13 protein-coding genes are annotated in these 17,536 nt (G+C 57.3%); 9 read left to right on the forward strand and 4 right to left on the reverse strand.

The genetic code is table 11. The features are described 5' to 3' along the window. The first annotated feature begins 233 nt into the window (after positions 1-233). From metA to aceK, 4 genes are all read left to right on the forward strand, one after another. The gene (metA, locus tag ACMWLG_RS16955) at positions 234-1,163 is read left to right on the forward strand and encodes a homoserine O-acetyltransferase MetA (protein WP_024906663.1); all 930 of its coding nucleotides are present in this window, start codon (positions 234-236) and stop codon (positions 1,161-1,163) included. Positions 1,164-1,433: 270 nt separating this feature from the next. Next, complete coding sequence (gene aceB / locus ACMWLG_RS16960) at positions 1,434-3,035, forward strand: malate synthase A (RefSeq protein WP_023309985.1); 1,602 nt, start codon at positions 1,434-1,436, stop codon at positions 3,033-3,035. A gap of 31 nt (positions 3,036-3,066) precedes the next feature. Next, on the forward strand, positions 3,067-4,371 hold the full coding sequence (aceA, locus tag ACMWLG_RS16965; RefSeq protein WP_023309986.1) for an isocitrate lyase: 1,305 nt from the start codon (positions 3,067-3,069) through the stop codon (positions 4,369-4,371). A 51-nt stretch (positions 4,372-4,422) separates the two neighbouring features. Then, the gene (gene aceK / locus ACMWLG_RS16970) at positions 4,423-6,162 is read left to right on the forward strand and encodes a bifunctional isocitrate dehydrogenase kinase/phosphatase (protein ID WP_045402577.1); all 1,740 of its coding nucleotides are present in this window, start codon (positions 4,423-4,425) and stop codon (positions 6,160-6,162) included. A gap of 164 nt (positions 6,163-6,326) precedes the next feature. Here aceK and iclR read toward each other — a convergent pair whose 3' ends face one another. Continuing rightward, positions 6,327-7,157, reverse strand: coding sequence for a glyoxylate bypass operon transcriptional repressor IclR (iclR, locus tag ACMWLG_RS16975; RefSeq protein WP_023309988.1), 831 nt, complete (start codon positions 7,155-7,157; stop codon positions 6,327-6,329). Between the two features lie 193 nt (positions 7,158-7,350). On the opposite strand from iclR, the gene metH reads away from it, so the two are divergent. The 5 genes from metH (at position 7,351) to rluF (ending at position 14,515) form a co-directional block, all read left to right on the forward strand. After that, entirely contained in the window at positions 7,351-11,034 is a 3,684-nt protein-coding gene (metH, locus tag ACMWLG_RS16980; RefSeq protein ID WP_045402574.1) for a methionine synthase, read from the forward strand. Between the two features lie 216 nt (positions 11,035-11,250). Continuing rightward, positions 11,251-12,882 carry a Na/Pi cotransporter family protein gene (locus ACMWLG_RS16985; protein ID WP_023309990.1) on the forward strand — a complete coding sequence of 544 codons (1,632 nt, stop codon included), beginning with the start codon at positions 11,251-11,253 and terminating at the stop codon, positions 12,880-12,882. Between the two features lie 95 nt (positions 12,883-12,977). Beyond that, entirely contained in the window at positions 12,978-13,271 is a 294-nt protein-coding gene (locus ACMWLG_RS16990) for a type II toxin-antitoxin system CcdA family antitoxin (RefSeq protein ID WP_032662656.1), read from the forward strand. After that, on the forward strand, positions 13,271-13,588 hold the full coding sequence (locus ACMWLG_RS16995) for a CcdB family protein (RefSeq protein WP_023309992.1): 318 nt from the start codon (positions 13,271-13,273) through the stop codon (positions 13,586-13,588). Before ACMWLG_RS16990 ends, ACMWLG_RS16995 begins: the two co-directional genes overlap by 1 nt. A gap of 54 nt (positions 13,589-13,642) precedes the next feature. Next, entirely contained in the window at positions 13,643-14,515 is an 873-nt protein-coding gene (gene rluF, locus ACMWLG_RS17000; RefSeq protein ID WP_023309993.1) for a 23S rRNA pseudouridine(2604) synthase RluF, read from the forward strand. On the opposite strand, the gene ACMWLG_RS17005 is transcribed toward rluF, so the two are convergent. The 3 genes from ACMWLG_RS17005 to lysC form a co-directional block, all read right to left on the reverse strand. Then, positions 14,516-14,788, reverse strand: a complete 273-nt coding sequence (locus ACMWLG_RS17005; protein ID WP_023309994.1) for a DUF3811 domain-containing protein — start codon at positions 14,786-14,788, stop codon at positions 14,516-14,518. It abuts the gene before it with no gap. A gap of 50 nt (positions 14,789-14,838) precedes the next feature. Beyond that, positions 14,839-15,783, reverse strand: coding sequence for a ketopantoate/pantoate/pantothenate transporter PanS (gene panS / locus ACMWLG_RS17010; protein WP_029740629.1), 945 nt, complete (start codon positions 15,781-15,783; stop codon positions 14,839-14,841). A 93-nt stretch (positions 15,784-15,876) separates the two neighbouring features. Further along, positions 15,877-17,226, reverse strand: a complete 1,350-nt coding sequence (lysC, locus tag ACMWLG_RS17015; RefSeq protein ID WP_023309996.1) for a lysine-sensitive aspartokinase 3 — start codon at positions 17,224-17,226, stop codon at positions 15,877-15,879. Between the last annotated feature and the right edge of the window lie 310 nt (positions 17,227-17,536).

A 17,536-nucleotide genomic window follows, 5' to 3' on the forward strand; every position in this document is an offset into this window, starting at 1 on the left:
CTGGCCTGTGAACCGGGTGGGTGCTCTGCTCCCGTGGCGGGTTACTCTGCCTGCCTGACCAGCTTCACTTCGTCAATACGGTTCTCACTGCACGCTTACAGTCAAACCGCACCATCCCCTCCTTGAAACTTTCTCACCTTCTGCTTGCGGACTCGACATTCAAACCATTTCTGGATATCGTTAGCTGTCTGGATGTCTAAACGTTTATACGTATGCTGTGAGGATATAAAGTTATGCCGATTCGGGTGCAGGACGAGCTACCAGCCGTCAATTTCTTGCGTGAAGAAAACGTCTTCGTCATGACGGCTTCGCGTGCGACAGGTCAGGAAATTCGCCCGCTGAAGGTGCTTATTCTCAATCTGATGCCAAAAAAGATCGAAACAGAAAACCAGTTCCTGCGTCTTCTGTCGAACTCCCCTCTGCAGGTTGATATTCAGCTGCTGCGAATCGATGCCCGTGAGTCACGTAACACGCCTTCTGAGCATCTGAACAACTTCTACTGTAACTTCGATGATATTCAGGGGGAAAACTTCGATGGACTGATCGTGACCGGCGCGCCGCTCGGTCTGGTGGAATTTAACGATGTCGCTTACTGGCCGCAGATCAAACAGGTTCTGGAGTGGGCAAAAGATCACGTTACCTCCACATTGTTTGTCTGTTGGGCGGTACAAGCCGCGCTGAATATTCTTTATGGCATCCCCAAGCAAACCCGTACTGAAAAGCTCTCCGGCGTATACGAACATCACATTCTTCACCCGCACGCTTTGCTGACGCGTGGTTTCGATGACTCCTTCCTGGCCCCGCATTCTCGCTACGCCGATTTCCCTGCCCAGCTGATTCGTGATTACACCGATCTGGAGATCCTGGCCGAAACGGAAGATGGAGATGCTTATCTGTTTGCCAGCAAGGATAAACGCATTGCTTTTGTGACCGGGCATCCTGAGTACGATCCGCATACCCTTGCGTCAGAGTATTTCCGTGATGTCGAAGCGGGTCTAAATCCGGATGTACCGTACAACTATTTCCCGAAAGACGACCCGCAAAACAAACCGAGAGCAACCTGGCGCAGCCACGGGAATTTGCTTTTCACTAACTGGCTCAACTATTACGTCTACCAGATAACGCCATACGATCTGCGTCACATGAATCCGACGCTGGAGTAATCTTCTGCACTAGACGATCCTAAAGCGTTTCAGCTATTCAAATCAGGCACCTTCGGGTGCCTTTTTTATTTTCGAAATGTCGCTCACCATTCAATAAAACTTTAATTCCAATAAAATCAGATAATTAATTTCACATTTACATTAAAATGGAAATTGTTTTTGATTTTAGAAAAAATGTAGATAGTCTTAATTCTGCTGAGCGAAAACTACCCAACGATCTTTCGTTCGCATCGGGGGCGTGATTTTGGATCTTTGATGAGGAGCAGAGTAATGACTCAACAGGCAACGACGGTCGATGAACTGGCCTTTACCCAGCCGTATGGCGAGCAAGAACAGCAGGTTTTGACGGCGGAAGCGGTAGAATTTCTGACTGAACTGGTGACTCGCTTTACGCCGCAGCGTAATAAGCTGCTGGCGGCACGCATTCATCAGCAGCAGGAAATTGACGATGGCAAGTTGCCTGGCTTCATTTCGGAAACCGCTTCCATTCGTCGCGGTGAGTGGAAAATCCGCGGCATCCCTGAAGATTTACAGGATCGTCGCGTTGAGATCACCGGTCCGGTAGAGCGCAAAATGGTGATCAACGCCATGAACGCCAACGTTAAAGTCTTCATGGCCGATTTTGAAGACTCTCTGGCGCCGGACTGGCGTAAGGTCATCGAGGGGCAGATCAACCTGCGCGACGCCGTGAACGGCACCATCAGCTATACCAACGAAGCCGGCAAAATTTACCAGCTCAAACCGAACCCGGCGGTGCTGATCTGTCGCGTACGCGGCCTGCACCTGCCTGAAAAACATGTCACCTGGCGTGGGGAAGCCATTCCGGGCAGCCTGTTTGATTTCGCGCTTTATTTCTTCCATAACTACAAGAATCTGCTGGCAAAAGGCAGCGGCCCTTATTTCTATCTGCCAAAAACGCAGGCCTGGCAAGAAGCGGCCTGGTGGAGCGAAGTGTTCAGCTACGCGGAAGATCGTTTCAACCTGCCGCGCGGTACCATCAAGGCCACCCTGCTGATTGAAACGCTGCCTGCCGTGTTCCAGATGAATGAAATTCTGCACGCCCTGCGCGACCATATTGTCGGCCTGAACTGCGGACGCTGGGACTATATTTTCAGCTACATCAAAACCCTGAAAAACTATCCCGATCGCGTACTGCCGGATCGCCAGGTTGTGACCATGGATAAACCGTTCCTGAGCGCCTACTCGCGTCTGCTGATCAAAACCTGCCACAAGCGCGGCGCCTTTGCGATGGGCGGCATGGCGGCTTTTATCCCGAGCAAAGACGCAGAGCGGAACAATCAGGTGCTCAACAAGGTGAAAGCCGATAAAGAGCTTGAAGCCCGTAACGGTCACGACGGCACGTGGATTGCCCATCCCGGCCTGGCCGATACGGCGATGGAGGTCTTCAACCGCGTTCTCGGCGACAATAAAAATCAGCTGTTCGTCACGCGTGAAGACGATGCCCCAACGGCTGAAGAACAGCTGCTGGCACCGTGCGCGGGCGAGCGTACGGAAGAGGGCATGCGTGCCAATATCCGCGTCGCGGTCCAGTACATCGAAGCGTGGATCTCCGGCAACGGCTGTGTACCTATCTACGGCCTGATGGAAGATGCCGCGACGGCGGAGATCTCACGTACCTCCATCTGGCAGTGGATCCACCATCAAAAAACACTCAGCAACGGCAAGCCGGTGACCAAATCTCTGTTCCGCCAGATGCTGGCCGAAGAGATGCGGGTGATCCAGGACGAGCTGGGCGAACACCGCTTCAGCAGCGGACGTTTTGACGACGCTGCGCGCCTGATGGAGCAAATCACCACATCAGATGACTTAATCGACTTCCTGACCCTGCCGGGCTACCGCTTCCTGGCGTAACTCACCACATAACAATATGGAGCATCTGCACATGAAAACCCGTACCCAACAAATCGAAGAGTTAAAGAAAGAGTGGACACAACCTCGCTGGGAAGGCATCCGCCGTCCTTACAGCGCGGAGGAAGTGGTGAAATTACGCGGCTCGGTCAATCCGGAATGCACGCTGGCACAGAACGGTGCGGCGAAAATGTGGAAGCTGCTGCACGGTGGCTCTAAAAAGGGCTACATCAACAGCCTCGGCGCGCTGACCGGCGGTCAAGCGCTGCAGCAGGCGAAGGCCGGTATTGAAGCTATCTATCTTTCCGGCTGGCAGGTCGCGGCGGATGCCAACCTGGCGTCCAGCATGTACCCGGATCAGTCGCTCTATCCGGCTAACTCCGTGCCGTCGGTGGTGGATCGGATCAACAACACCTTCCGCCGTGCGGATCAGATCCAGTGGGCTGCCGGTATCGAACCTGGCGATCCGCGCTTTACTGACTACTTTCTGCCGATCGTCGCGGATGCGGAAGCAGGCTTCGGCGGCGTGCTGAACGCCTTCGAGCTGATGAAATCGATGATTGAGGCCGGTGCAGCGGCCGTTCACTTCGAAGATCAGCTGGCATCAGTGAAGAAATGCGGACACATGGGCGGTAAGGTGCTGGTTCCTACACAGGAAGCCGTACAGAAGCTGGTTGCCGCGCGTCTGGCTGCTGACGTGCTCGGCGTGCCGACGCTGGTGATTGCCCGTACCGATGCGGACGCGGCGGACCTGATCACCTCTGACTGCGACCCGTACGACAGCGAATTCATCACCGGCGAACGTACCAGCGAAGGCTTCTACCGCACCCATGCCGGCATTGAACAGGCGATCAGCCGCGGCCTGGCGTATGCGCCTTACGCGGACCTGGTCTGGTGTGAAACCTCCACGCCGGATCTGGCGCTGGCAAAACGCTTTGCCGACGCCATCCACGCGAAATACCCGGGCAAGCTGCTGGCCTACAACTGCTCGCCGTCCTTCAACTGGCAGAAAAAGCTGGATGACAAAACCATCGCCAGCTTCCAGCAGCAGCTGTCCGACATGGGCTACAAATACCAGTTCATTACCCTGGCCGGTATCCACAGCATGTGGTTCAACATGTTCGACCTGGCGCACGCCTATGCGCAGGGTGAGGGCATGAAGCACTACGTTGAGAAGGTGCAGCAGCCGGAGTTTGCGGCGGGCAAAGACGGTTACACCTTCGTGTCTCACCAGCAGGAGGTGGGGACCGGCTACTTTGACAATGTGACCACGATTATTCAGGGCGGCACCTCCTCCGTCACTGCCTTAACGGGTTCAACGGAAGAAGCACAGTTCTAAACTTTTCCCCCTCTCCCCTCTCGGGGAGAGGGTTGGGGTGAGGGGGAATATATGTCGCGTGGCCTGGAATTGCTGATTGCCCAAACTATTTTGCAGGGCTTCGATGCCCAGTATGGTCGTTTTCTTGAAGTGACATCCGGCGCGCAGCAGCGCTTCGAACATGCAGACTGGCATGCGGTTCAGCAGGCCATGAAGCAGCGTATCCATCTCTATGACCACCACGTGGGTCTGGTGGTGGAGCAGCTGCGCTGTATTACCGACGGTAAAAGCCCGGACGCGGAATTTTTACTGCGCGTGAAGGAGCACTACACCCATCTGTTACCCGATTACCCGCGCTTCGAGATTGCGGAGAGCTTTTTCAACTCCGTCTATTGCCGGTTATTTGACCACCGCTCACTATCTCCTGAGCGGTTATTTATCTTCAGCTCCCAGCCCGAGCGACGCTTTCGAACCATTCCCCGTCCGCTGGCGAAAGATTTCTTTCCCGATCGCGGATGGGAAAAGCTCCTGCACCGCGTGCTAACGGATCTGCCGCTGCGCCTGCCCTGGGAGAATAAAGCCCGGGATATCGGTTATATCCACGCGCATCTCAACGAAACCTTCGGCGCGGAGGTGCTTAGCCATAGCCATTTGCAGGTGGCCAACGAGCTTTTCTACCGCAATAAAGCCGCCTGGCTGGTCGGCAAACTGGTTACGCCGACCGCCATTGTGCCTTTTCTGCTGCCCATTCACCGTACCGACGACGGGGAACTGTTTGTCGATACCTGCCTGACCACCGGCGCCGAGGCCAGCATCGTGTTTGGCTTCGCCCGCTCCTATTTCATGGTGTACGCCCCGCTGCCTGCCGCGCTGGTGGAGTGGCTGCGAGAGATCCTGCCGGGCAAAACCACCGCCGAGCTGTATATGGCCATTGGCTGCCAGAAGCACGCCAAAACGGAAAGTTACCGGGAGTACCTGCGCTATGTCACCACGGCCGATGAGCAGTTTATCGAAGCGCCAGGCATTCGCGGCATGGTGATGCTGGTCTTTACGCTGCCGGGTTTCGACCGGGTCTTTAAGGTGATTAAAGACAGATTCGCGCCGCAGAAAGAGATGACCGCCGCGCACGTTCGCGCCTGCTATCAGCTGGTCAAAGAGCACGATCGCGTCGGGCGCATGGCGGATACTCAGGAATTCGAAAACTTTGTGCTGGATAAACAGCAGATTGACCCAGCGCTCATGACGCTGTTAATGCAGGAAGCACCTGCGAAAATCACCGATCTGGGTGACAAAATCGTGATTAGCCATCTCTACATTGAGCGCCGCATGGTGCCGCTGAATATCTGGCTTGAGCAGTCCGAAGGCCAGGCGCTGCGGGATGCCATTGAAGAATACGGCAACGCGATTCGCCAGCTTGCCGCCGCCAATATTTTTCCGGGCGACATGCTGTTTAAAAACTTCGGCGTCACCCGTCACGGGCGGGTGGTGTTTTACGATTACGACGAAATTTGCTACATGACCGAAGTGAATTTCCGCGATATACCACAGCCCCGCTACCCGGAAGATGAGCTTTCAGGTGAGCCGTGGTACAGCGTCTCGCCGGGCGATGTGTTTCCGGAGGAGTTTCGCCACTGGCTGTGCGCCGACCCGCGCATCGGGCCGCTATTCGAAGAAATGCATGAGGATCTGTTCCGCGCCAGCTACTGGCGCGGGCTGCAAACGCGGATCAAAAACGGGCATGTCGAAGATGTGTACGCTTACCGCCGCAAGCAGAGGTTTTGCATTAGGTTTGCACCTTCTCTCGCAGGATGAGGACATCATGTTTGCACCCTCTCTCGCAGGGTGAGGGCATCATGTTTTCTCCCTCTCCCTGTGGGAGAGGGCCGGGGTGAGGGCATCAGGCCACAGTGTAACCCCATCGCCCGGTGGCGCTGCGCTTACCGGGCCTACGGTTCGAATGTTCGCCGGAACCCAACTTAGCGAATCCCACCATACGCCAGCGTTACCTCTTTCGCCGCCTTAATCACCAGCGCACCCAGCTCGGTCACGCGGTCGTCGGTCATCCGCGAAATCGGCCCGGAGATGGAGATAGCGGCAAACGGCTCGCGGTGCTCGTCAAAAATGCAGGCCGCGAGGCAGCGCAGGCCCAGGGCATGTTCTTCATCATCAAACGAATAGCCACGCTTGCGGGTCAGGGCCAGATCTTCTTTCAGATGCACGGGCGACACCAGCGTGGCGTGGGTGTAGGCGTGCAGCCCTTTACGGTGCAGCAGCCCCGTCACCTGCTCTTCGCTCAGCTGCGAGAGAAACGCTTTCCCCGCCCCGGAGGCATGCATCGGCAGCTTGCCGCCAATCGGCGCGGACATACGCATCAGCTGCGTGCACTGCACCTGGTCGATAATAATCGCCTGATGGTCGCTTTGGTCCAGCACCGCGAGGTTGACCGTCTCGCCGGACTCCTCCATCAGCTTGCGCAGAATCGGGTGCACAATCGCCAGCAGGTTGCGGCTCTGCAGGAAGCTGCTGCCGACGATAAACGCATGCGCGCCCACCGCCCAGTGCCCCAGCTCGCCGACCTGGCGGACAAAGCCCAGCTGCTGCATGGTGGTCAGCAGGCGATGCGTCGTGGAGTTCGGCAGGCCAGCCTGCTGGGCCAGCTCCGTCAGGGCCACGCTGCCGTGCGACTCGGCTATCCACTCCAGCAGCTTCAAACCGCGCGTGAGCGATTGAACCTGTCCGCCCTGTTGTGCGGCGGCGGCGGTGGCAGCAGGTTTTCTGCCGCGTTTAGCGGGAACGGTCGCGACCATGACGATCTCCTTTTTCTGTATCGTGGAAATCATTTTCGTTTTATTTGGTGAATTTGCAACCGTTATCCTGACTGATCGGAGGAGTGATGGTGAACATGTCTCATGTTACCGCTGTGCGGCTTTTCCACCCTGCGAGATTGTGCCAGTATGGAACGCAGCCTTTTGGCCTTGTTGAGCGTTGTCGGGAGCAAGTGTGAGCAGCAAAGTAGAGCAACTGCGTGCGCAGTTAAATGAACGAATTCTGGTGCTGGACGGCGGCATGGGCACCATGATCCAGGGGTATCGTCTGAGTGAAGACGATTTCCGCGGCGAGCGCTTTGCCGACTGGCCCTGCGACCTAAAAGGGAACAACGATCTGCTGGTGCTCAGCAAGCCGTCAGTTATTAAGGATATCCACAACGCCTACTTCGAAGCGGGTGCGGATATCGTTGAGACCAACACCTTTAACTCGACAACCATCGCCATGGCGGATTACCAGATGGAATCCCTGTCGGCGGAAATCAACCTGGAAGCCGCGAAGCTGGCGCGCGCCTGCGCCGACGAGTGGACGGCACGCACGCCGGACAAGCCTCGCTACGTTGCCGGGGTGCTTGGCCCGACGAACCGAACCGCGTCGATTTCACCGGACGTCAACGACCCGGCGTTTCGTAATATCACCTTCGATCAGCTGGTCGCGGCCTACCGTGAATCGACCAAAGCGCTGGTGGAAGGCGGTTCCGATCTGATCCTGATTGAAACCGTATTCGACACCCTCAACGCCAAAGCCGCGATTTACGCGGTGAAAGAGGAGTTTGAGGCGCTGGGCGTTGACCTGCCGATCATGATTTCCGGCACCATCACCGACGCCTCCGGCCGTACCCTGTCCGGTCAGACAACCGAAGCGTTTTATAACTCTCTGCGCCACGCCGAAGCGCTCTCCTTTGGCCTGAACTGCGCGCTGGGGCCTGATGAGCTGCGCCAGTACGTGCAGGAGCTTTCCCGTATCGCGGAATGCTACGTCACCGCCCACCCGAACGCCGGTCTGCCGAACGCGTTCGGTGAATACGATCTCGATGCCGACACCATGGCGGCGCAAATCCGCGAGTGGGCCGAGTCTGGCTTCCTGAACATCGTCGGTGGCTGCTGCGGCACCACGCCGGAGCACATCGCGGCCATGAGCAACGCCGTCGCCGGACTGCCGCCGCGCAAGCTGCCCGAGCTTCCGGTTGCCTGTCGTCTGTCCGGCCTTGAGCCGTTGACCATCGGCGACGACAGCCTGTTTGTGAACGTGGGTGAGCGTACTAACGTCACAGGTTCTGCAAAGTTCAAGCGCCTGATCAAAGAAGAGAAATACAGCGAAGCGCTGGACGTTGCCCGCCAGCAGGTGGAAAGCGGCGCGCAGATTATCGATATCAACATGGACGAGGGGATGCTCGACGCCGAAGCGGCGATGGTGCGTTTCCTCAACCTGATCGCCGGTGAGCCGGACATCGCCCGCGTGCCGATCATGATTGACTCGTCCAAATGGGAAGTGATCGAAAAAGGGCTGAAGTGCATTCAGGGTAAAGGCATCGTCAACTCTATCTCGATGAAAGAGGGCGTTGATATCTTTATCCACCACGCGAAGATGGTCCGCCGCTACGGTGCCGCCGTGGTGGTGATGGCCTTTGACGAAGTGGGCCAGGCGGATACCCGCGAGCGTAAAATTGAGATTTGCCGCCGCGCGTACAAGATTTTGACCGAAGAGGTGGGCTTCCCGCCGGAAGACATTATCTTTGACCCGAACATTTTCGCCGTCGCGACCGGGATTGAAGAGCACAACAACTATGCCCAGGACTTTATCGGGGCATGTGAAGACATCAAGCGCGAGCTGCCGCACGCGCTGATCTCCGGCGGCGTGTCGAACGTGTCGTTCTCGTTCCGCGGTAACGACCCGGTGCGCGAAGCGATCCACGCCGTGTTCCTCTACTACGCCATCCGCAACGGCATGGACATGGGGATCGTTAACGCCGGCCAGCTGGCGATTTACGACGATCTCCCTGCCGAGCTGCGCGACGCCGTAGAGGACGTGATCCTTAACCGCCGCGACGACGCCACCGAGCGCATGCTGGACCTGGCGGAGAAATACCGCGGCAGCAAATCGGATGAGACGGCAAACGTTCAGCAGGCCGAGTGGCGTTCCTGGGACGTGAAAAAGCGTCTGGAATACTCGCTGGTCAAAGGCATCACCGAATTTATCGAGCTTGATACCGAAGAGGCGCGCCAGCAGGCAGACCGCCCGATTGAGGTGATCGAAGGCCCGCTGATGGACGGCATGAACGTGGTCGGCGATCTGTTCGGTGAGGGCAAAATGTTCCTGCCGCAGGTGGTGAAATCCGCCCGCGTGATGAAGCAGGCGGTAGCGTATCTTGAGCCCTACATCGAAGCCAGCAAAGAGAAAGGTTCCAGCAACGGCAAGATGGTTATCGCCACCGTGAAGGGCGACGTGCACGACATCGGCAAGAACATCGTCGGCGTAGTGCTGCAGTGTAATAACTACGAAATTATCGACCTCGGCGTGATGGTCCCGGCGGACAAAATCCTCAAGACCGCGCGCGAAGTGAACGCCGACCTGATTGGCCTCTCCGGCCTGATTACGCCGTCGCTCGACGAAATGGTCAACGTGGCAAAAGAGATGGAGCGACAGGGCTTCACCATTCCGCTATTGATTGGCGGGGCGACCACCTCAAAAGCGCACACGGCGGTGAAAATCGAGCAGAACTACAGTGGCCCGACGGTGTACGTGCAGAACGCCTCGCGCACCGTGGGCGTGGTCTCCGCGCTGCTCTCCGACACCCAGCGCGACGATTTTGTGGCGCGCACCCGCAAAGAGTACGAAACCGTTCGCATCCAGCACGGCCGTAAGAAGCCGCGCACCCCGCCTGTTTCGCTTCAGGCGGCGCGCGACAACGATCTGGCCTTCGACTGGTCCAGCTATACGCCACCGGTGGCACATCGTCTGGGCGTGCAGGACGTGACGGCCAGCATCGAGACGCTGCGCAACTACATTGACTGGACGCCGTTCTTTATGACCTGGTCGCTGGCGGGCAAATATCCGCGCATCCTGGAAGATGAGGTGGTCGGCGAGGAGGCGAAGCGCCTGTTTAAAGATGCCAACGACATGCTCGACACGCTGAGCGCAGAGAAAACCCTCAACCCGCGCGGCGTGGTGGGCCTGTTCCCGGCGAACCGCGTGGGCGACGACATCGAAATTTATCGCGATGAAACCCGCACCCACGTGCTGGCGGTCAGCCGGCATCTGCGCCAGCAAACGGAGAAAGTGGGCTTTGCCAACTACTGCCTGGCCGATTTCGTCGCGCCGAAGCTGAGTGGTAAAGCCGACTATATCGGCGCCTTTGCGGTAACCGGCGGTCTCGAAGAAGATGCGCTGGCGGACGCGTTCGAAGCGCAGCACGATGATTACAATAAAATCATGGTGAAAGCGATTGCCGACCGCCTGGCGGAAGCCTTTGCCGAGTACCTGCACGAGCGCGTACGTAAGGTGCACTGGGGCTACGCGGCGAATGAGAACCTCAGCAATGAGGATCTGATCCGCGAAAACTACCAGGGGATTCGCCCGGCGCCGGGCTATCCGGCCTGTCCGGAGCACACCGAAAAAGGCACTATCTGGAAACTGCTGGATGTGGAAGCCCATACCGGCATGAAGCTCACCGAGTCGTTCGCCATGTGGCCAGGCGCGTCCGTCTCAGGCTGGTACTTCAGCCATCCGGACAGCAAGTACTTTGCCGTGGCGCAACTGCAGCGGGATCAGATTGAAGATTACGCCCTGCGCAAAGGGATGAGCGTGTCTGAAGTGGAGCGCTGGCTGGCGCCAAATCTCGGCTACGACGCCGACTAAAATCACTTTTCCTTACAACAAACAGGGCGCTCATTGGGCGCCCTGTCTCTTTCTTACGTTTAAACCCTTATACTGGAAGAAGGTTCTTATCTTTTGCCCGGTGGCGCTGCGCTTACCGGACCTGCGCGTAGGCCGGATAAGGCGTAGCCGCCATCCGGCAAGACAATGCGCAACAAACCTCAGGAAAACACATAACGATAAGGAGGAAAAACTTCCGTGCTGACGTTGTTACACCTGCTCTCTGCAGTCGCACTGCTCGTATGGGGCACCCATATCGTCCGTACCGGCGTGATGCGCGTATTTGGCGCGCGCTTACGTACCGTTCTCAGCAGCAGCGTTGAGAAGAAGCCGCTCGCCTTCTGCGCGGGCATTGGCGTAACGGCGCTGGTTCAGAGCAGTAACGCCACGACCCTGCTTGTCACCTCCTTTGTGGCGCAGGATCTGGTGGCGCTGGCCCCGGCGCTGGTGATTGTGCTGGGGGCGGATGTAGGTACCGCGCTGATGGCTCGTATCCTGACCTTCGATCTCTCCTGGCTGTCGCCGCTGCTGATTTTTATCGGCGTTATCTTCTTCCTCGGCCGCAAGCAGACGCGCGCCGGACAGCTCGGGCGCGTAGGGATAGGCCTGGGGCTGATCCTGCTGGCGCTGGAGCTGATTGTGCAGGCGGTCACGCCAATCACCGAGGCCAACGGCGTGCAGGTCATCTTCGCCTCCCTGACCGGGGACATCATGCTTGACGCGCTGATTGGCGCGGTGTTTGCCATCGTCAGCTACTCCAGCCTGGCGGCGGTTCTTCTGACGGCGACCTTAACCGCCACAGGGGCGATCTCCTTCCCGGTGGCGCTGTGTCTGGTGATCGGGGCCAACCTCGGCTCCGGCCTGCTGGCGATGCTCAATAACAGCGCGGCCAACGCCGCAGCCCGCCGCGTGGCCCTCGGCAGCCTGCTGTTTAAGCTGGTGGGCAGCCTGATTATTCTGCCGTTCGTTCACCCGCTGGCGAACCTGATGGACAACCTACCGCTGCCGAAGGCGGAGCTGGTGATCTATTTCCACGTGTTCTACAACCTGGTGCGCTGCCTGGCGATGGTGCCGTTTGCCGCGCCGATGGCCCGCTTCTGCGAACGCCTCATTCAGGACGAACCGGAGCTGGATGCGCGCCTGAAGCCGAAGCACCTGGATACCTCCGCGCTGGATACCCCGGCGCTGGCCCTGGCGAACGCCGCGCGCGAGACGCTGCGCATGGGCGACGCAATGGAAACCATGCTCGAAGGCCTGCAAAAGGTGATGCACGGCGAGCCGCGTGAAGAGAAAGAACTGCGCAGACTGGCGGACGATATCAACGTGCTCTATACCGCCATTAAGCTTTACCTGGCGCGTATGCCGCAGGACGAGCTGGCGGAGGAGGAGTCCCGCCGCTGGGCGGAAATTATCGAGATGTCGCTTAACCTTGAGCAGGCCTCGGATATCGTGGAGCGTATGGGCAGCGAGATCGCCGACAAATCCCTTGCCGCGCGTCGTGCGTTTTCAGGTGAAGGCCTGAAGGAGCTGGAAGCGCTGCACGAACAGCTGGTCAGCAACCTCAAGCTGGCGATGCTGGTCTTCTTCTCCAGCGACGTGCCGAGCGCGCGCCGTCTGCGTCGCAACAAGCATCGTTTCCGTATTCTGAACCGCCGCTACTCGCATGCCCACGTTGAGCGTCTGCACCAGCAGAACGTGCAGAGTATCGAGACCAGCTCCCTGCATCTGGGGCTACTGGGGGATATGAAGCGTCTCAACTCGTTGTTCTGCGCGGTGGCGTACAGCGTGATGGAACAGCCGGATGAAGACGACGAGCGGGATGAGTATTAATCTCCGGAAGCGCCTCGCAAAACCGTTTTGCGGGGCGTGACACCTTATAAAGCGCCATTTACTCTTCAGACCTTACATTTTGAAGGGAATAGAAAATGCTCGTTTATTACGCTACACTTCGCCAATTCATGCGCATTCCGATGGGAGTTCTCATGCGCGCTACTCATGGCATCAAAAAATCAGTCAATGTGTCGTTAGCACCAGAAATCCTTGAAGAGGCGCGTCGGCTTAAACTTAATCTCTCTGCTGTACTCACGGCTGCGCTGCAAGAGCAGTTTCGGGCGCATCAGCGCGCAGAGTGGTTAGCAGAAAATAAAGCTTCTATCGAGGCCATTAACCAGTGGGTTGATGAAAACGGCTCCTTTAGTGATTCTCAGAGATCGTTCTGATGGAGCAATATTTTGCTTATGAGAATGAAGGTAAGGGGAAAACTGCCTATCCCTGGCTAATCAATATGCAGCATCCCGTGGCCAATGTGATGAAGCATGTCCTGGTCGCACCAGCAGTTGAGCTTAGCAACCTGGGAGGCATTCAGCCGCCTGCGAAAGTGTGCCCTGTCGTTGAGATAGCGGGTAAGCCCTGCGTGGTCATGATGCACATGATGGCTGGCATATCGCCAAAAGAGTTAGGTGAGCGTGTTGCCGATCTTACGCAAAACCGGGCTTCATTGCGGGATGCACTCGATTTTTTGATCAACGGCTACTAACACTTTTTTGTCAGCCGCAAGGTAAGGTATATTTCGCCCTTCACAGGAGAAACTATGCTGCCAACTCAATCAACCCGATTAAACAAATACATTAGCGAGAGCGGGATCTGCTCACGTCGCGAGGCTGACCGTTACATTGAACAAGGTAACGTGTTTCTTAACGGCAAACGCGCCACCATCGGCGACCAGGTGGTGCCTGGCGATGTAGTTAAAGTGAATGGTCAGGTCATCGAACCGCGTGATGCTGAAGACCTGGTGTTTATCGCGTTGAACAAACCGGTTGGGATTGTCAGCACCACGGAAGACGGTGAGCGGGACAACATCGTTGATTTCGTGAACCACAGCAGCCGTATCTTCCCGATTGGCCGTCTGGATAAAGACTCACAGGGGCTGATTTTCCTCACCAACCACGGCGATCTGGTCAACAAGATCCTGCGTGCCGGTAACGACCACGAGAAAGAGTACATTGTGACGGTGAACAAGCCGGTCACGGACGAATTTATTCGCGGCATGGGCGCCGGCGTGCCGATCCTCGGCACCGTCACGAAAAAGTGTAAGGTGAAGAAAGAAGCGCCGTTCGCGTTCCGCATTACGCTGGTTCAGGGCCTGAACCGCCAGATCCGCCGTATGTGCGAGCACTTCGGTTATGAAGTGACGAAGCTGGAACGCACGCGCATCATGAACGTCAGCCTGTCAGGCATCCCGCTGGGCGAGTGGCGCGATTTAACGGATGACGAGCTGATTGAACTCTTCAAGCTTATCGAGAATTCCTCGTCCGAAGCGAAGCCGAAGGCCAAAGCAAAACCGAAAACCCAGGCGATTAAGCGCCCGGTGGTGAAGGCGCCGCAGGCGGAAGATAAGGGGCGAGGCAAGCCGGGTAATGGAAAACGCTTTACCCAGCCGGGACGCAAAAAGAAAGGGCGCTGATTAGCGCCTTCCACGTGTAGACGTTGTGGCCGACCAGGAAAATGTCGCCTCTGCATCGGGTTTATAAGCCTGCTCTTTTTTCAGCTTGCGGGCTTTTTTCGCCGCGGCGTCACGCTGCGCCATCAGCTTATCGATGTACTCTTTTTTCACCTGATTGGTTTCGGCGTTCGTCAGCGTGCGGCCATGTGCGATACGGGCGCGGTCGAGAAGCGTTTTCAGTTCGCGCTGCTCGGCTTCCGTCATGTCTTTCTGGGTCAAACGTGGTGTAGCCATTGCTGAAGCCTCCTGATAGAGAGGCTTCAGTGTAAAGCAAGCCGCGCAAATTAACCCTGCTTCACCGCATCTTTTTTCGTTTGTTCATCAATCGGTTTGCCGGACCAGTATCCCGCCAGTAGCGAGCCGGAGAGGTTATGCCAGACGGAGAACAGCGCGCCAGGCAGGGCCGCCAGCGGGGAGAAGTAGATTTTACCGAGCGCCGCCGCTAGGCCGGAGTTCTGCATGCCTACCTCGATTGCCAGCGTGCGGCAGGTAGATTCGTCAAAACCGAACAGCTTCCCACCCCAGTAGCCGCCCAGCAGGCCAATCGTGTTATGCAGCACCACGGCGATGATCACCACAAAGCCCACGGAGGCAATGTGCGATGCGGAACCCGCCACCACGGCGCTGATGATCGCCAGAATGCAGACCATCGAAAACGCGGGCAGGTACGGCTCAACGGCCTTCACCACGCGCGGGAAAAGATGGTGAATGACCAGCCCCAGCGCAATCGGGATCACCACAATCTGCAGAATGCTGAGCAGCATGCCCATCACGTCCACCTGAATATGCGCGTCCACGTACAGGCGGGTTAACAGCGGTGTGGCAACGACGCCCACCAGCGTCGAAACGGACGAGATCGTGACGGAGAGCGCCACGTCGCCTTTCGCCAGGTAGATCATGACGTTGGACGCCGTGCCGCTGGCCACGCTGCCCACCAGCACCATCCCGGCCGAGAGATCGGGCGGCATCTTAAAGGCCATCGCCAGCAGCCACGCCGCAAGCGGCATCACCAGGTAGTGCAGGAAGATCCCTGCTGCGACGGGCGCAGGGCGAGACAGCACGCGTTTAAAGTCGTCAATTTTCAGATGCACGCCCATACCGAACATGATCAGCATCAGCAGCGTGGCGACCCACGGACCAATGCCCGTGAACGTGGCGGGGGTGTAATACGCGAGTACGGAGAGCAGCAGCGCCCATAACGGGAACAGCCGCGTAACGGCGGATAACATAGTGGATTCCTTGCAGTATTGTCGTGTTGTTTAGTTATGAAAAAGCCGGGTCTGTGCCCGGCTTATAGGTATTGTTTATCGTGCTAACGAATTTTATTCAAACAAATTCTGATGAAGTTTCTGCACGACCTGCTCGGCCTGATCGGCAGGCACCAGGAAGCAGAGGTTATAGCTGGATGCGCCGTAGCAGATCATGCGGATGCTGAACGGGTCGAGCACGCCGAACACCTCTTTACCCACGCCGCAGGCGCGCGACAGCTTGTTGCCGATGATGGCAACCAGCGCCAGGTCTTCTTCCACTTCCACGCGGCACAGCTCAGACAGCTCAATCAGCAGCGACTGCGTCAGCAGCGTGTCGCCGGTGGAGGTCGAGCCGGTGGTGTCCAGCGTTAGCGCAATGCTCACTTCAGAGGTGGTGATCAGATCGACTGAGATATTATGGCGCGCCAGAATGCCAAACACTTCCGCCAGGAAACCGCGGGAATGCAGCATATTGTGGCTGTGGAGCGTCACCAGCGTCTGACGACGGCGCAGGGCCAGGGCGCGGAACAGCGGTGGGTTTTCCGTTTTCTTGCAGACCAGCGTCCCGCCCGCTTTCGGATCTTTACTGGAACCCACGAAGACCGGAATATCGCTGCGCACTGCCGGCAGCAGCGTTGCCGGGTGCAGCACTTTCGCGCCGAAGGTGGCCATTTCCGCCGCTTCTTCAAAGGCGATCACATCAATACGTTTAGCCGCGGAAACGACGCGCGGGTCGGTGGTGTAAATGCCCGGAACGTCCGTCCAGATATCCACGCGCGTTGCATGCAGGGCTTCGCCCAGCAGCGCGGCGGTGTAGTCGCTGCCGCCGCGGCCAAGCGTGGTGGTGCGGCCTTTCGCTTCACTGCCGATAAAGCCCTGGGTGATCACGATACCGTCTGCCAGGCGTGGTGCCAGCTGCTGATTGGTCAGCTCCGCCAGCGCCTCAACGTCCGGCTCGGCACGACCAAAGCGATCGCTGGTACGCATCACTTTACGCACGTCAAACCACTGCGCCTGAACGTTACGCTCGCGCATGATTTCGACAAACAGCAGGGTGGACATCAGCTCGCCGTGGCTGACCAGTTCGTCGGTCAGGGCGGTGGAGGTGGCCAGAGAAGCCGCTTCTGCCAGAGTGGTAATATTTTCCAGCAGACGCTCCACTTCCTCGCGGATGACGTTCGGGTTCTGCAGACGCTCAAGAATGTCGAACTGAATTTTGCGCAGTGCATCCAGCTTCACGAAACGTTCTGTCGCTTCCAGTCCTTCAGACAGAGAAACCAGCAGGTTCGTCACGCCGGCGGATGCTGAGAGCACCACCAGGCGGGTATTCGGATCGGCCAGCACCACATCGGCGCTGCGGTTCATGGCATCGTAATCAGCCACACTGGTGCCGCCAAATTTGGCGACCACAAAACTCGTCATAACAACCTCGTGTCAGGGAATGAATAAGCGACCTTGGCACAAGAGTGAAACGAAAACAGGTGCAGGCGCAAAATACGGCCCTATAAATAAAATGCGGGGGAGGTCCTGTCAATGCTGGGATTATGCGGATTTTTTATGGGGGGGTACCCCTGAGAAACAGGACTTATAACAGCGCCAGATTTTATGCTCCGTTTTAGGGCTTTTTGACCGACATTTCGCCGCCCCAGGAGGCTCCGTCAGCAGCTATACTTTTCGGGTCTTTTCACCTGTGTTTGATGCAGGCCAGGGCAATGGCATAAAAACCATCACA

This window comes from Enterobacter sp. 01-M-02-SI-ECC (genome assembly GCF_047530595.1).
Lineage (GTDB): Bacteria > Pseudomonadota > Gammaproteobacteria > Enterobacterales > Enterobacteriaceae > Enterobacter > Enterobacter cloacae_M.

Coding starts and splice junctions, on each gene's coding strand:
- iclR (WP_023309988.1), bottom strand. CDS start 7,157: ATGGTCGCGACCGTTCCCGCTAAACGCGGCAGAAAACCTGCTGCCACC.
- ACMWLG_RS17005 (WP_023309994.1), bottom strand. CDS start 14,788: ATGGCTACACCACGTTTGACCCAGAAAGACATGACGGAAGCCGAGCAG.
- aceB (WP_023309985.1), top strand. CDS start 1,434: ATGACTCAACAGGCAACGACGGTCGATGAACTGGCCTTTACCCAGCCG.
- metA (WP_024906663.1), top strand. CDS start 234: ATGCCGATTCGGGTGCAGGACGAGCTACCAGCCGTCAATTTCTTGCGT.
- lysC (WP_023309996.1), bottom strand. CDS start 17,226: ATGACGAGTTTTGTGGTCGCCAAATTTGGCGGCACCAGTGTGGCTGAT.
- aceK (WP_045402577.1), top strand. CDS start 4,423: ATGTCGCGTGGCCTGGAATTGCTGATTGCCCAAACTATTTTGCAGGGC.
- ACMWLG_RS16995 (WP_023309992.1), top strand. CDS start 13,271: ATGGAGCAATATTTTGCTTATGAGAATGAAGGTAAGGGGAAAACTGCC.
- ACMWLG_RS16990 (WP_032662656.1), top strand. CDS start 12,978: ATGCTCGTTTATTACGCTACACTTCGCCAATTCATGCGCATTCCGATG.
- rluF (WP_023309993.1), top strand. CDS start 13,643: ATGCTGCCAACTCAATCAACCCGATTAAACAAATACATTAGCGAGAGC.
- panS (WP_029740629.1), bottom strand. CDS start 15,783: ATGTTATCCGCCGTTACGCGGCTGTTCCCGTTATGGGCGCTGCTGCTC.
- aceA (WP_023309986.1), top strand. CDS start 3,067: ATGAAAACCCGTACCCAACAAATCGAAGAGTTAAAGAAAGAGTGGACA.